At 58.5% G+C, this 13475-nt stretch carries 15 protein-coding genes; 11 read left to right on the top strand and 4 right to left on the bottom strand.

What is annotated here, in order from left to right:
• The first annotated feature begins 24 nt into the window (after positions 1–24).
• Entirely contained in the window at positions 25–528 is a 504-nt protein-coding gene (gene tsaE, locus SynROS8604_RS00730) for a tRNA (adenosine(37)-N6)-threonylcarbamoyltransferase complex ATPase subunit type 1 TsaE (RefSeq protein WP_186544765.1), read from the top strand.
• On the opposite strand, the gene SynROS8604_RS00725 is transcribed toward tsaE, so the two are convergent.
• Positions 511–1968 carry a sodium:solute symporter family protein gene (locus SynROS8604_RS00725; RefSeq protein ID WP_186544764.1) on the bottom strand — a complete coding sequence of 486 codons (1458 nt, stop codon included), beginning with the start codon at positions 1966–1968 and terminating at the stop codon, positions 511–513. The two genes, tsaE and SynROS8604_RS00725, sit on opposite strands and share 18 nt — an antisense overlap.
• Positions 1965–2213 carry a hypothetical protein gene (locus SynROS8604_RS00720; protein ID WP_186544763.1) on the bottom strand — a complete coding sequence of 83 codons (249 nt, stop codon included), beginning with the start codon at positions 2211–2213 and terminating at the stop codon, positions 1965–1967. The genes SynROS8604_RS00725 and SynROS8604_RS00720 overlap by 4 nt, the downstream gene beginning before the upstream one ends.
• A gap of 76 nt (positions 2214–2289) precedes the next feature.
• Between SynROS8604_RS00720 and SynROS8604_RS00715 the strand changes: the two genes are divergently transcribed.
• The 10 genes from SynROS8604_RS00715 (at position 2290) to SynROS8604_RS00670 (ending at position 12003) form a co-directional block, all read left to right on the top strand.
• On the top strand, positions 2290–3645 hold the full coding sequence (locus SynROS8604_RS00715; protein WP_186544762.1) for a glutamine synthetase family protein: 1356 nt from the start codon (positions 2290–2292) through the stop codon (positions 3643–3645).
• Between the two features lie 54 nt (positions 3646–3699).
• Complete coding sequence (locus SynROS8604_RS00710; protein ID WP_186544761.1) at positions 3700–4671, top strand: hypothetical protein; 972 nt, start codon at positions 3700–3702, stop codon at positions 4669–4671.
• Between the two features lie 179 nt (positions 4672–4850).
• The gene (locus tag SynROS8604_RS00705) at positions 4851–5033 is read left to right on the top strand and encodes a hypothetical protein (protein ID WP_186544760.1); all 183 of its coding nucleotides are present in this window, start codon (positions 4851–4853) and stop codon (positions 5031–5033) included.
• A complete protein-coding gene (locus SynROS8604_RS00700) occupies positions 5030–5536 on the top strand; it encodes a hypothetical protein (RefSeq protein WP_186544759.1) in 507 nt (168 codons plus the stop codon). Before SynROS8604_RS00705 ends, SynROS8604_RS00700 begins: the two co-directional genes overlap by 4 nt.
• A complete protein-coding gene (locus tag SynROS8604_RS00695; RefSeq protein WP_186544758.1) occupies positions 5533–6630 on the top strand; it encodes a Rieske 2Fe-2S domain-containing protein in 1098 nt (365 codons plus the stop codon). Before SynROS8604_RS00700 ends, SynROS8604_RS00695 begins: the two co-directional genes overlap by 4 nt.
• Positions 6627–7379, top strand: a complete 753-nt coding sequence (locus SynROS8604_RS00690; protein WP_186544757.1) for a hypothetical protein — start codon at positions 6627–6629, stop codon at positions 7377–7379. The genes SynROS8604_RS00695 and SynROS8604_RS00690 overlap by 4 nt, the downstream gene beginning before the upstream one ends.
• Entirely contained in the window at positions 7379–8374 is a 996-nt protein-coding gene (locus tag SynROS8604_RS00685; RefSeq protein ID WP_186544756.1) for a DMT family transporter, read from the top strand. Before SynROS8604_RS00690 ends, SynROS8604_RS00685 begins: the two co-directional genes overlap by 1 nt.
• Positions 8371–9864, top strand: a complete 1494-nt coding sequence (locus SynROS8604_RS00680) for a GNAT family N-acetyltransferase (RefSeq protein WP_186544755.1) — start codon at positions 8371–8373, stop codon at positions 9862–9864. Before SynROS8604_RS00685 ends, SynROS8604_RS00680 begins: the two co-directional genes overlap by 4 nt.
• A 1-nt stretch (position 9865) precedes the next feature.
• Positions 9866–10534 carry a cysteine dioxygenase family protein gene (locus SynROS8604_RS00675; RefSeq protein ID WP_186544754.1) on the top strand — a complete coding sequence of 223 codons (669 nt, stop codon included), beginning with the start codon at positions 9866–9868 and terminating at the stop codon, positions 10532–10534.
• Positions 10531–12003 carry a circularly permuted type 2 ATP-grasp protein gene (locus SynROS8604_RS00670; RefSeq protein ID WP_186544753.1) on the top strand — a complete coding sequence of 491 codons (1473 nt, stop codon included), beginning with the start codon at positions 10531–10533 and terminating at the stop codon, positions 12001–12003. The genes SynROS8604_RS00675 and SynROS8604_RS00670 overlap by 4 nt, the downstream gene beginning before the upstream one ends.
• Here SynROS8604_RS00670 and def read toward each other — a convergent pair.
• Entirely contained in the window at positions 11940–12482 is a 543-nt protein-coding gene (def, locus tag SynROS8604_RS00665) for a peptide deformylase (RefSeq protein ID WP_186544752.1), read from the bottom strand. The two genes, SynROS8604_RS00670 and def, sit on opposite strands and share 64 nt — an antisense overlap.
• A complete protein-coding gene (locus SynROS8604_RS00660) occupies positions 12479–13471 on the bottom strand; it encodes a carbohydrate kinase (protein WP_186544751.1) in 993 nt (330 codons plus the stop codon). The genes def and SynROS8604_RS00660 overlap by 4 nt, the downstream gene beginning before the upstream one ends.
• Between the last annotated feature and the right edge of the window lie 4 nt (positions 13472–13475).

The raw sequence follows: 13475 nt of genomic DNA, 5'->3' as shown, positions 1-13475 counted from the left end.
ATTGAAAAGCTCCCTGAGGAGGATGTGAACGATAAATACTTCGGAGACGCCGAGGCTTCGGGCTCCCTTGTCAGCCAATCTACAGATGAGACAAGGTTCCTCGATGATCTCGAGGCCACAAAAGCCCTTGGTCGGATGGTGGCAGCACGCCTCAAAGCGCACGACATCCTGCTGCTACGAGGGCCACTCGGTGCAGGCAAAACCTCGCTCGTGCAGGGGCTAGCCAACGCGCTAGGCATCCAAGAACCGATCACCAGCCCCACCTTTGCGCTCGCTCAGCATTACCCCGAAGGCACCCCACCCCTCATCCATCTCGACCTCTACCGCCTCGAGCAAGCCGCGGCCGCAGACGACCTCTTCCTCCAAGAGGAAGAAGAGGCAACCGCGATGGAAGCCGTGCTCGTGGTGGAGTGGCCGGAGCGACTGAGCCTTTCCCTCCCTGATGCCTGGCTCTTGGAGCTCAACTACGCCCCTGAACGCGGACGGATCTTCTCGCTCTACCCCCCCACTTCAGGCCCGCGAACATGACAGCGAGCGGCGCGCCATGAGCTGATCCATTGCCAAAATCATGCAAGACACAACGAGTGCAGGGATCAAGGGCAAACAGCCCCCCTGAAACACTTTTGGAATCACGCCCGTTGCAAAACCGAGCAGCACAGCTTCGCCGCCAATCACTGACAACATCGCGCCAACAACGGACCAGCGCAGGCCATAGATCGCCCCCACCAGCATCGGGAACAGCAGTGCAAGACCCGAGAACGCATAGGTCGCCAGCGACAGAATGGCCTCCGGCGGACGCAGGGCGATGGCAAGACCAGCGACGGCAAGGGCAATCACCACGAGCTGCCCAACCCGCACTTGCTCCGCCAAAGATGCCTGCTGTCGCCAATACCTTTTATAGATGTCGCGAGTGAGCATCGACGACAGCGCTAACAACTGCGAATCCAGGGTGGACATAAACGCAGCCAGAGCCCCCACCATCACGATTCCCGTTAACCAATCCGGGCTGTAACGACCGAGCATCAAAGGCATGATCTGATCGGAGGCGCGCCCCACCAGATCAGGGAAGGCCAGATGCCCCCACATTCCGATCATCACAGGACACACAAACAACACTCCCGCCACCACTGGGTAGAGCACCATGGAAGTTTTCAGCGAGCGATCATCACCGGCGGCAAAGAAACGCATCAGCATCTGCGGAAACATCGGCAGACACAACGGCCAAAGCAGCAGATAGCTGGCCAGCATTTGCGGCGTAAAAAAATTGCCCAGTCCTGCCGGAGTGAACAGCTCAGGACGTTGCACAACCAGCGTGCGATTGGCCACCGCGATGCCACCGACGCCTTGGGCGATAGCCACAAAAGCCATCAGCATCAGTACAAACATCAGGATCCCCTGAAGCACGTCGGTCCGCGCCACAGCTCGCATGCCGCCGCCCACCACGTACAGCACGATCACGACGGTGAGTAGGACAGCGCCAACCTCAAAAGGAACCGCTCCTCCCGTGAGGCTCTCGAGCAAATAACCGGCACCGAGTGGTTGCAGGGCTAAATAAGGAAGGGTGAACAGGACCATCACCGCAAGCACCAACAGACGCACCCCTTCCCCAGGCAAGAGATGGCCAATCAATTCGGACGGGGTGATCAGACCATGGTCAGCGCTGAGCCTGCGGACCCGGCAGCCCAGGCTTCCGAAACTGAGGGCAGCCAATCCTGTTCCAAAGGCCATCATTGGGTAGTAGGCCATCCCGATGCGATAGCCCGCACCAGCAAAACCAAGAAAAAAGAAGGCGCTGAAGTTGGTCGCGATCAGCGTGAAAAACAGCACTCCGGCACGCAGCCGGCGATCGGCCAGGAAATAGGAGTCGGCGCTGTTGGTTTGGCCACCGAGACTCTGAGTCCCGAGCCAGAGCAACGCAAGCAGGTAAGCAACAAGAGCGAGAGACGCTGCAATCAGGGTGGTGTTCATGGGCGGGCGATCCAAGCAGCAACAACGGTGAGTACCGCCTGCAGAACGATGAACATCAACACCCAAACAGGCAGACCAGCCCAAAACGGCAAGGCCGATTGCGCCTGACCATGCACCACCAAGGCCAAAACAACCGCAGCAAGCACGGCCAACCATGGCCAGCGATTGGGCACCAACACCATCCAATTCAACCCATCCATGTGTTGATTCTGATCACCCCCCTGGACGGCCACATGGAAACCCAAGGCTCCAGCGTCAGGGCATCAACCCACAGCACCTGAAGCCAATCAACTGCATCCTGAAAGGACGACACGCCACGCCATGAGCACGGAGCATGATGCATCCCTCGAAGCGCTCAGCGCCAAGGGCGTGCACCGGATTGCGATCACCTGGGACAACCATGCAGGCGAGTCGCTTGTAAAGGTTGTGCCGTGGCGGCATTGGCAACACGCCGTCGACATCGGCGTTGGTTTTTCGCCCATCTCGGATGCCTTCCGCTCTGACGGAATCATCGATCCGGCGCATCGCCTTTCCAGGCCGGATGGAGATTTGCGCCTCAAGGCTGATCCAGCATCCCTGGCGATGCTTGATCCTGATCAGGGCTGGGCCTGGGCCGCCGGCGAGCGTTGGGACCCCATGAGTGGAAAGGCATACGGCGCAGATCAGCGCCACTTCTGCCGCCGCATGGGTGAAACGTTGTGTCGAGAAGGGCTTTCCCTTACAGCCGGATTTGAACTGGAGTGGGTCGTCATCACCCCAGATCAAGATGGCTCCCCAAAGGCGGTGATCGCTGGTGGGCCCTATGGCGCAGACCGCTTAATCGAGGGCCTTGATTACGCATCGGCCCTGCTCGAGGCGCTGGATGCAGCCGATGTGGATTGGCTTCAGTTTCATCCTGAGTACGGACCCTCCCAATTCGAGTTGTCCTTCGGGGCCCAGGCACCGCTTCAAGCAGCGGACCAATTGATCCGTGCACGGTTGGTGATCCAGCGCGTAACCCGCCGCTTCGGTTGGTACAGCAGTTTCAGTGCCAAGCCTCGCCTCGATTGGGTAGGCAATGGCGGTCACCTGCACTTCAGCGTGCGCGATGTGCAAGGACCATTACTTCAGGATGGCCCTGGCCCCTACGGACTGCGTCCGGAAGGACAGGCTCTAATCGCAGGGGTGCTGGAGCAGCTGCCGGGCTTGGTCGCCCTTGCAAGCCCATCACCTGTCTCCTACTTAAGACTGGTTCCAAGCAGTTGGTCCGCCCCCTTCCAAGTTTGGGGAATGGAAAACCGAGAAGCCGCCGTTCGATTGATCCCCACCACCGTCGATCAGAGCCCCGCCCACCTCGAGATCAAAGCGGTGGATCCCACGGCGAATCCCTACCTGTTGCTTGGTGCACTCCAGGCCCAAGTTCTCGACGCCCTAAGGCATCAACGCAGTCTCCCAGCGGAACAAAGCGGTGATCCCGCCCTGGTGAAGGACCGCACCATTGACCGACTTCCTTCCAGCCTGGTTGAAGCACGAACAGCACTCGAGCACGACGAAGTCCTGCGTCAAGCGATGGGCCCCCTGCTGCATGGATCGCTCTTGGACAGCCTCGCCGCAGAAATCCGCAATGCAGAAACCAAGACTGCGGAGCAGCAGGCGAATGAACGGTGCTGGTGGCCCATCGTTGGAGGACTCCTTTAAAGCCTCAGCCGCAGCTCAAAGGCTGCTCCCAAACCAAACAGCGATGAACGTTTGATGCCCTCAGCCGCGCAACAACTACAGAACCTCAGCCATGCCTGGAACGAACCCGAGATCAGCCTCAGCGCCATCCAACGCTGGCTGACGCAATTTCCTGCTGAAGACCAAGCGATCGCCATCCGGCTTCTGGAGTGCATGGAGCTTCACAGCTGGGCACGCATGCTGCGCGAGTGCCGCTTGCTCCACCAGCGCCTCTGCATGGATCTTCGCGATGACGGGTTTGACGTCGATGGGTTCACGGACATCGACTTCACCAGAGCGTTCGTCTGCAAAAGCGGCGACATCGCCTCATACGTCTACCGCAAAGCGAATTGTCTGTCCGTCAACCACTTCAAAACGATCGAGGCCCTGCATCACAGTCGCGAGGATCGCAGCCAACGAGCGATCGTGATCTTGGATGACTACATCGGCACAGGGTCCCAATTCATTTTTCAATTTCTAGGGCGTAGCCCATCCAATACGGATCTGATCAGCTCCTACAAGCGCGCCAGACTTTGCTCACTGGTGGTGCATGACGATGCCCGAACCAAGTGGCGCTTGCTTCAGCGCCACTGCATCGAGGAGGTGATGGCCATTGAGGAACAGCAACTGGTCTGCATTGACTTCAGCCTGGAACGCCCATCTCTCATCCAAAACCTCTCCAAGATCGACTGGCGCAAAGCTGGGCTCATCGCAGCCCAACGCGACTTTCCAGTGATGGCACATCCAAGCCTGACAGCTGAGGAACGCATCAGCATGCGCCAATTCCTAAACGGTTGCGATCGTGACGCAAGGACAGGGACCACCGAATTCCTCCTCGGTCATCACACCTTCTTTTACGGGGCTCCCAATGCCCTCGCGAGGGTGCTTTTACCCCTGTTCAAACGCGTCGAAGATTTCACGATCTATCCAAAAGAGTCTCTACGGGGACTCCCTGCAGAGATCATCGATTACGACATCGAGAATCCAGAGCCGATGACGCCGCACTAACCGTTGGCTCACCGAGGGATCTCAACAGACTGATCGCAACAGAGTGGTCTCCATGGTGTGACCTTGCTATCCCTGACATCAGGCACTGAAATTTTGTTCTGGACCCCTTTGAAAGCGTCGTCAGCGCCCTCTTAAGTGCTGGATCTGCTTACCTCGGCGCCAGCCTTGTGATCGCAACGATGATCGCCATCTTCGGCGTGCAAAGGATCGATACCTCCGCTCGCAGCTGGCGCTCACCAGGCTTCCGAATCCTGATCATTCCAGGGCTTTGCGTGTTTTGGCCGTTGATGGTCAAACGGCTTTGGCGAGGCAGTCAACCGCCGACGGAACGACAGGCCCATCGCCTCACGGCCAGGCCATGATCACGTCCCTCCGACGCTGGCATCGCCGCTTGATGACAGCCATCGCCATCGGGCTCCCCCTGCTCGCGGCAGCGGCTCTGCTGCAACGACCAGATCGCCCCGTCGCCAGCCCTAGCAGTGATCCCTTGTTTGTCGCCGCGGGATATCACCAAGCTTCTCCCCCCGACCTTCAACCTCTGATTCATCAAACCAAAAGGGTTGATGGGACCACGATTGATCTCGAGCTGTCCCGCCATCCTGGCGGGCAACTGTGGCTCAAGATCACTCCAGAGCGAGAGCTACCCGTCAGTGATCCCCTGATCGTGTGGACCCCAGCCAATCCACAGCCAAAGGACCTCAGCAATGCCACGGTGATCGGCAGCCTGAGCGGTCTCGGCAGCCGCGGATGGTGGCTTCCAGCCGCGATGCAAGGGGGGGACATCCTGCTTGTCTCCAACAACAAGACCCACACGCTGATCCGCATTCCACACCCCCCATCCCGCCCCGCAAGAGTCCGGACATGAGTCATCAGTACGTAGCGGTGCAATGGACGCGTCGCAAGTTCATCTACGACGCGATCCTGATCGGGCTGATGGCGCTCTACCTCCTGGCCTTCATGCAGACCAGCCATTGGATCGCCGATCTGCGCGGAATCGAACTCGAAACCGATGGGGTGGCGATTCGCGCCTATGGAAGTGCGGCCTACATCTTGCTCCATCTCACCTTGGCTATCGGGCCGCTGAGTCGGCTTCATCCCTGGTTTCACACCCTGCTCTTCAACAGACGCCATATGGGGGTGATGGTCTTCCTGCTGGGAGCCATTCATGTGAGCGGTTGGACCCTGCCGAGCCAACCCTGGATTTGGTTCGGCATGAGGACCCCGAAACTGCCCTGGGCCTTCTATGGATCTGTGGCCTGGTACAACAATTTTGGCGACCTGAAGCCACTGGTCAGCCTGTTTACGGTTAATCGCCATTTCGGCAGCCTGGCCCTCTTTCCCTTCGAACTACTCGGCGTCATTGGCCTCATTGTGCTGTTTGTGATGGCGGCCATCAGTCATGACTTCTGGTTGGCCAATCTCACCGCTCCCGTGTGGAAAGCCATCCACATGAGCGTGTATGTGGGCTACGCAGCCCTCGTAGGTCATGTCTTGCTGGGGGCTTTGCAAACGAACCGCAACCCCTGGCTCGCCGTACTGGTTCTCAGTGGCGCTCTCGCCCTTCTCACGCTTCACCTTCTCAGTGGTTGGAGGGAATGGCGTCCCGATAGGGCTGACCTTGCTCAACCGGGACAATCCTGGGTGGACGTGGGAGCCCTCCAGGACATTGCCGATGGAGCCGCGAAGGTGGTGATGCTGAGCGGTGAGCGCGTGGCCGTGTTTCGCAGGGGAGGCTCCGTCTTCGCGCTTTCCAACGTCTGCCAGCACCAAAACGGTCCTCTTGGAGAGGGTCGCATTGTGAACAACTGCGCCGTCTGTCCTTGGCATGGCTACGAATACGAGCTTGACACCGGCGCCTCCCCACCTCCATTCCATGAGAGCGTTCCCACCTTCCCCGTTCAGCTCCGGGAGGGTCGGATTTTGATCAGCCCCGTTCCGATGGCAGCCGTTCAGCGATGAATAATTTCTTCGTCCATTACCGCCCCCTACCACCTGGGCTCAAGCGCTTTCTGCTTCTCGTCTTGACGGTGCTGGTCACGCTCATCGTGGTGTTGGGCTTTTGGGAGCCAAGCCTCCAAAATCAATACGGTCCAGGCCGACGGCAGCCTGTCAAAGAGCTCAGCGGGTGGCTCCTGGATGGCCCCGGTGGGGCCCAACTGTTGGTTCCTCAACCCGGTCAAACCACTCAGGGCCAAACGTTTAACAGGGTGCTTCTTGCAGGACCTGGCAAAACCATCCCGCCCCCTGCGGTTATGGACCACGTTGGCGACTGGGTGAAGGTGCGCGGCTCCCTCTTTAGCCGTGGCCCCCTGGATGTCATGAACACACGCAAAGCCACTCCCATGCGGCCTCCTTTAGGGACCCCTGAAGCCAACGTCGTGGGCCACTCCGAAGGGGAATTCACCCTGCGCGGAGAAATCGTCGACAGCAAATGCTTCTCTGGGGTGATGAAACCGGGAAGCGGCAAAGCCCATATGGGCTGCGCCATTCGTTGCATCAGCGGTGGGGTTCCCGCCGTCTTTCATGTCCGCCGCGAGGACGGATCCGCTTTGGACTTTGTTTTGATCGACGATCAAAACCAAACGGTGAATGAACGTGTGCTGCCCCTGGTCGCCCAACCGTTAGAGCTCAAGGGAGAGGTGATTCGCTTTGACAATCTGCTGGCGATTCGGGCCAATCCCGAGAGCTATCAACCTCTGAAGCCGTGATGGTCATGCCACTGGACCCGCGGGCTGAGGTGTTGCTGTCGCGCGTACTGGCCGCCCTACGGCCCGTTTTGATCGCATACATGGTGGCCAACGCAATGACGCTGGCCCCCGGCATTGAAGACGCTCTTTCCTTCTGCAATGTGCTGTTTGTTGGCAATCTCTGCGCTGCACTGGTGGTGCTCATTTGGTTTCGACCTGGGCCGATTGTCTCGGATTTAAAAAGACTGCCCAGGTCAACCCAACTCACCCTGCTAATCGATGGAGGCCTCGCAGCACTCACGTCTGGACTGATCTTTACCGGACTGACCTACACCTCATCCACAAACGCCATCCTTCTGGGCCGCATCGGCCCCGTGCTTTCCGCCCTTTCAGGCGCCTTGATCTTCGGCCGAATGATCATGCGCCAAGAATGGCTTGGCTTCAGTTTCATCATCGTTGGAACGCTGACTGTTGCCCTGTTTGGCGGCAACGGAAGCATCAACAAAGGAGACGCCTTGATTCTTGCCTCCACAGTCGTCTTTGCCATTTCTTCAATCCTGGGCAAAGCGGCCCTGAATCACAATGTATCACTTAGAAGCCTAGTTTTTATCCGCAATGCTAGCTCCAGCCTTATCTTCTTCGTTCTCGCGAATATTAATTATGGCTGGCACCACTTTGCTGACGCTTTTCATGGGCAATTATGGATTTTGATGGGCATCTATGCCCTCATCGTGATCGTTTTTGCTCAATTTTTATGGTTCGATGCCACCCGACAGCTCGATTCGATCAGTCTGGGGCGATGGGCAACGCCAGCTCCAGCGATCGGAGTTCTGGCAGCGGGACTGCTCAATCGTCAATGGCCCATTGAAAGTCAAATCATTGGATTGATCATCATCATGATCGGGGTTGTGGTGACGGCTTTATCCCCAACCACAAAACAGCAGCCCAGTCAGACCAAGCAACGCATGGCAGAGCTGAGCCTCAATGCCTCGGATACAGCCTCACCCGTGACATGAGTAAGGATCTTCTGCTGATCTGTGATCCTTGCTCGTATCCGACAGCGGATTCAGATGTCGCAGAGTTTTATCGCGCTGCTGCAAACGAAACAACAACATGGCACGTGTCTGCGTCCGCGCTTGCTTCTTTCAAGACAGGACGCACCATCCCCGCCATTCGTCTTCCCCAACGACTGCATCACGCAGACTTCACGCAGCTGGACCGTGGCACAACAACAGACCTTCCCCTCACACAGATCAGTGCCGCCTTTTGCAGGACCCTGAAACCTTTTCAAGAAGGATATTTAGATCGCTTGCAACGCTTGGAATCCTCCCTGAGGTTTCTAAATCGGCCCTCGAGCAAAAAACGCCAGATGGAGGCTGTTTTTCTGAACGAAGTGGCGGGGGCCTTCACACCACCCACGCTCTGCAGCCACGATCCGGAGGTTATCGAGCGCTTCATCGCCGATCAAGGCACCGTGGTCGCCAAGCGCAGCAACAGCACACAAGCCCAAGGTGTGTATCGCATTCAGCGCACAACATCTGGATGGACAACCGATCATGCGCGGGAGCCCGAACGCCGCGATACGTCTCTCCCCGAGTTGCTCAAAGCCCTGCAGCTCGGACATCAGGAGCCGCTTCAATTCAGCCGTTTTCTTCGCGGCACGACAGCCGGAGACAAGCGCGTTGTTGTCGTTGATGGCACCATTCTTGGCGCCTTCCGCCGCCGATCCAGCCGCGGCCACTGGGTGAATAACCGTGCTGCAGGAGGACTGTGTAGCGCAGACACCATCGGCGACGATGAGCGCATCGCCATTGCCGAAACCTGGCCTCAATACCGCGCCATGGGACTGCGCGTTTTGGGTTACGACTTTCTCATGAACGATGGCGGGCGCTGGTGCATCAGTGAGATCAACGCTGGCAATGTGGGGGGCTTCAAGCGGCTGGATGCGCTGTCTCAAACCAATGCGATGGGGCAACTGCTGTCCTGGATCCAGGCCTTCGCAGAACGGCCAGAAGCTCTACGGCTACGACCCGCTACCGCAAGCGACCATGCGGCCATCGCCTGGATCTACCAACAGGCGATTGATGCAGGAAGGATCACCATGGATGACCGCCGGTTTGGACCTGAGGATGTGGCCCTCAAACGGATCGACCATCATCCGCGCGATCTCCTACTGGTTGCCGAAAAACGCGATGAAGTGGTGGGCTGGGGGGAACTCAAGCGCTATTCCAACAGGGCCGGGTATCAATACACCGCCGAAACCTCCGTCTACGTTCACCAATCGGAACAAGGCCGCGGGATCGGCAGCGCGATTCAGCGTCAGCTCATCCAGCATGCGAGACAGCAAGGAGACTGCCATTTGGTTGCCAAAGTTGTGGCTTGCAATCCAGATAGTGTTGCCTTCCATCAGCGACATGGGTACAGGATCGTGGGCACGCAACAACGCATTGGCAGGTTGCGAAACACCTGGTTCGATGTCGTGATCCTCGAGCGAACCTTCTCCTGACATGTCGCTGGACTCAACCCTGTCCTGGCCAGTCAGTCTGCAGGCCTTAATCCAGCAGCTAAAGGACATACGACAACCAACGCAAGACGGCCTGCGTCAAGGTCTTGCACGCTGCGAGATCAAAGCCAGCGATCTCACCCCCTGGGCGACACCACACCATTCCCCAACGGACAGCTACGGAAGAATGCTGGTCTGGCACGGCGGCCATGTGGAGGTGATGGTGATGACCTGGTTGCCTGGGGATTACTCGGCCATCCATGACCACGGCAGTGCCCTGTGGGGAGCCGTTCAATGTTTTGGTGAAGCGCGGCATCAGAGTTTTGAATTGCAAGGGAACCTGATTTCTCGCAAAGCCGAACAACCCTTTGCCCCTCAACAGATTCGCGTCATTGAATCCGGGTTAATCCACCAGATGGGGAATCCAGGCCAGTCGACCTTTTTGAGCCTGCATATCTATGGAACCAGCAGTCCCTGCTCAAAGATCACCGGCTCAGCCCGCATCTTCAATGTGCCAGAAGGCTGCATTCAAACCACCGACGGGGGAGTGTTCTTCGATCTTCCAGAGGAGCAAGTGCTCTCCTGCAGAACAGGTCTCACAGCTGATCGCCAACTACAACAAGAACAGAACGACCTTCTTCAACAAAGGCGGGCCAAAGCGGAAAGAGCGTGAATGAATACGACCTCAAGCAGGCAGGACCGCTCAAACCAGCCCTACGGCAACTGCTTCTCAAGCTTGAGAACGCAGGCCCAGCTCGCTTGCGAGAGGACGGCAGCAAAGCCCAAACGCAACTTCGGACGTTGGGTGCCAACTTCCAACTGGAGACGAACGCGGCGACCGACCGTCGCGATGATCTCTTCCCCTTTGATCCACTGCCTCGCCTGATCAGTCAGGAGGACTGGACACGTTTAGAAGCTGGACTCATCCAACGCTTGCGAGCCCTTGAACTCCTGCTTTTTGATGCCTATGGCCCACAGCACATCGTGCGAGATGGGCAACTCCCGAGAGGGTTGCTGGAAAGTTCGGTCTATTGGCAGCCTGAGCTGCGTGACTTAACCCAGCCATGCCAGCGCTGGTGCACCATCGCCACACCGGATCTGATCCGTGATTCCCAGGGCCAATGGCGGGTGCTGGAGGACAACCTTCGTCGTGGATTTGGACTCGGTTTCAGCCTGACGGCCCGCAGGGTTCAGCAGGATCAACTCGGTTGGATGGCAACCGGTCTCCAACTGGCCTCACCCTTCAGCGCACCACAGCAACTCTTGATGGGTCTGTGCGGCCTGGCACCGTGGAGTGATGCTCCAACCGTCGTCCTCCTAAGCCCAGGTCGCAACAGCAGCGCCCACCATGACCATCAGGTCTTAGCGCGCACGATGGGCATTGCTTTGGTGGAAGCCCAAGAGCTGCACTGTGATGGCGGCAGGGTTTGGCATCAACAAGACAAACGTCGACTGGTTGATGTGATCTACAGACGCAACGACGACCAAATCCATAGCTCAGACGGCACAACCAGACACCTTTTAGGCGTTCATGGTCTTGATGAGGTGTACAGCGCAGGCGGTGTCGCCATCGCGAATGCTCCTGGCATCGGGGTTGCGAGCGACAAGCTGCTCTACAGCTACGTCCCTGCCATCATCCGCTACTACCTAGGAGAGGATCCTCTGCTCTTGCAGGTCCCCACCTACGACTGCACGGCACCAATCCAACGGCAAAAAGTGATTCGCGAGCTCGATCAACTGGTGGTGAAACAAGTGAACGGTGCTGGAGGCGTTGGCATGTTGATGGGACCACAGGCTTCACCGCAAGAACGGGCAGCCATGGCAACACGCATCCAGCGCCACCCTCGCCAGTACATCGCCCAACCGCTGCAACAGCTCTCCACCGTTCCCACCCTGATCGATGGAACCCTTGAGCCCTGCGCCGTCGACCTTCGTCCTTTTGTCCTCAATCGGGGAGACAGCATGGCGTTGCTGAATGCTGGGCTCACCCGGGTCGCGAGACCAGCCGGTTCCCTCGTGGTGAATGCCACCCAAGGCGGGGGTTACAAGGACACCTGGATCGTGAAAGCCCCGCTGACTCAGGAGGGCACGATGGGAATTCGACCTGCTTGCTCTAATTCAGCAATGAAGCCAAAGGCCTGAGGGGTATCGAGGCGATCAGGGAAAAGGACCCCATTCAAGTGATCACATTCATGCTGCACTACACGGGCATGGAAGCCATCCACAGTCCGATCCAACCAGACGCCTTCCTGGGTCCAGCCGCAGTAACGCATCCGGTTCCAGCGCTTCACCTCGCCACGCAGACCCGGAACACTGAGGCAACCTTCCCAACCCAGGGCACGCTCTTCACCCAGAGGCGTCAGCTCGGGATTGATCAGCACCGTGAATGGCAGCGGTGGAGCATCGGGATAGCGGAGATTGGGGCCTCCGCCACCGAAGATCACCACGCGTAGAAGAACACCAATCTGTGGTGCTGCCAAACCGGCACCGGAATGCGCTGCCATCGTGTCCTGAAGATCCGCAACCAACTCGACCAAATGCGGGGCTTGGCAATCCATGACCGGCTGGGCCACCTGGCGAAGCAGAGGATCCCCCATCCGTAGCAACGTCCGTACTGTCATTGATCGAGGAAAGCGAAAACGTCCGGCTCCCGTGGCTGTGGGTCGATCGCTCCAGCCCCTCCACAGACAAGCGCACCACAGGCTGACGCGAAGCGCAACCGCTCCTTGACAGGGCGATCCCAACAATGCAACAAACCGGCGGTGAACGCATCCCCTGCCCCTGTGGTGTCGATCACCTGAGCGGGCGGAAACACCGGCATGCTCCCGGCTTCCTTGGCGATGAACCAGCGAACGGGCGCGGCTCCATCGGTCACGACGACGTCGGGCTGCTGCGGCAAACCGGCAGCAATCACAGCAGGATCATCACTTCCAAAGAACCAAACGGCCTCCTCCCGCGCCAACTTGAGCAGGGAGGCCTGCTCCAACAATGGCCTGATCGCCGCCAATGCATCGGCGGTAGGGCCTGCCGCTGGATCTGCCTCGGGATTCCAGAAGGTGGGACGCCAGTTCACATCCACAGCCAAAGCAAGCCCAGCGGCCTTGGCCTGAGCCAACACCCATTGCAACGCACCGGCAGAAGCCATCGATGCCAAGGGAATCGTGCCGATCAATAGCCAGCGAGCCTGCTCAGCCAAGCCCGGCCAGACCGCTTCCAAAGAGCCACGATCCAGCAGTTGATCCGCGAAACCCAGGGCCCGATCTCCGGCAAAGCCCTGAAACACCCGCTCACCATTGGCATGCCGGCGCACCAACACCACTCGGCTTGGGTGACTGGCATCACGTTGAAGCGCCTGAACAGCTACACCCCGCTGCCGAAACAAATCGCGAAAGGCAGCCCCGATGGCGTCTTCGCCCAGCCGCCCAATCAGGCCAACGGGTGTGCCAAGCCGCGCAAGAGCGCAGGCCACATTGGCGGGTGCCCCGCCCAAGCGGTCATCGCATTCATTAATCGCCGCCGTTGACGGATCACCGCCGAGCGGCCCAAGTCGATCCACCAAAGCCTCCCCTAGACACAGCACATGGGGAGCCAACGCAGAGAGATCGGCCATGACA

Origin of the sequence: Synechococcus sp. ROS8604 (assembly GCF_014279655.1) — a bacterium.
Classification (GTDB): domain Bacteria; phylum Cyanobacteriota; class Cyanobacteriia; order PCC-6307; family Cyanobiaceae; genus Synechococcus_C.
This window is presented reverse-complemented; position numbering and strand designations above follow the sequence as displayed.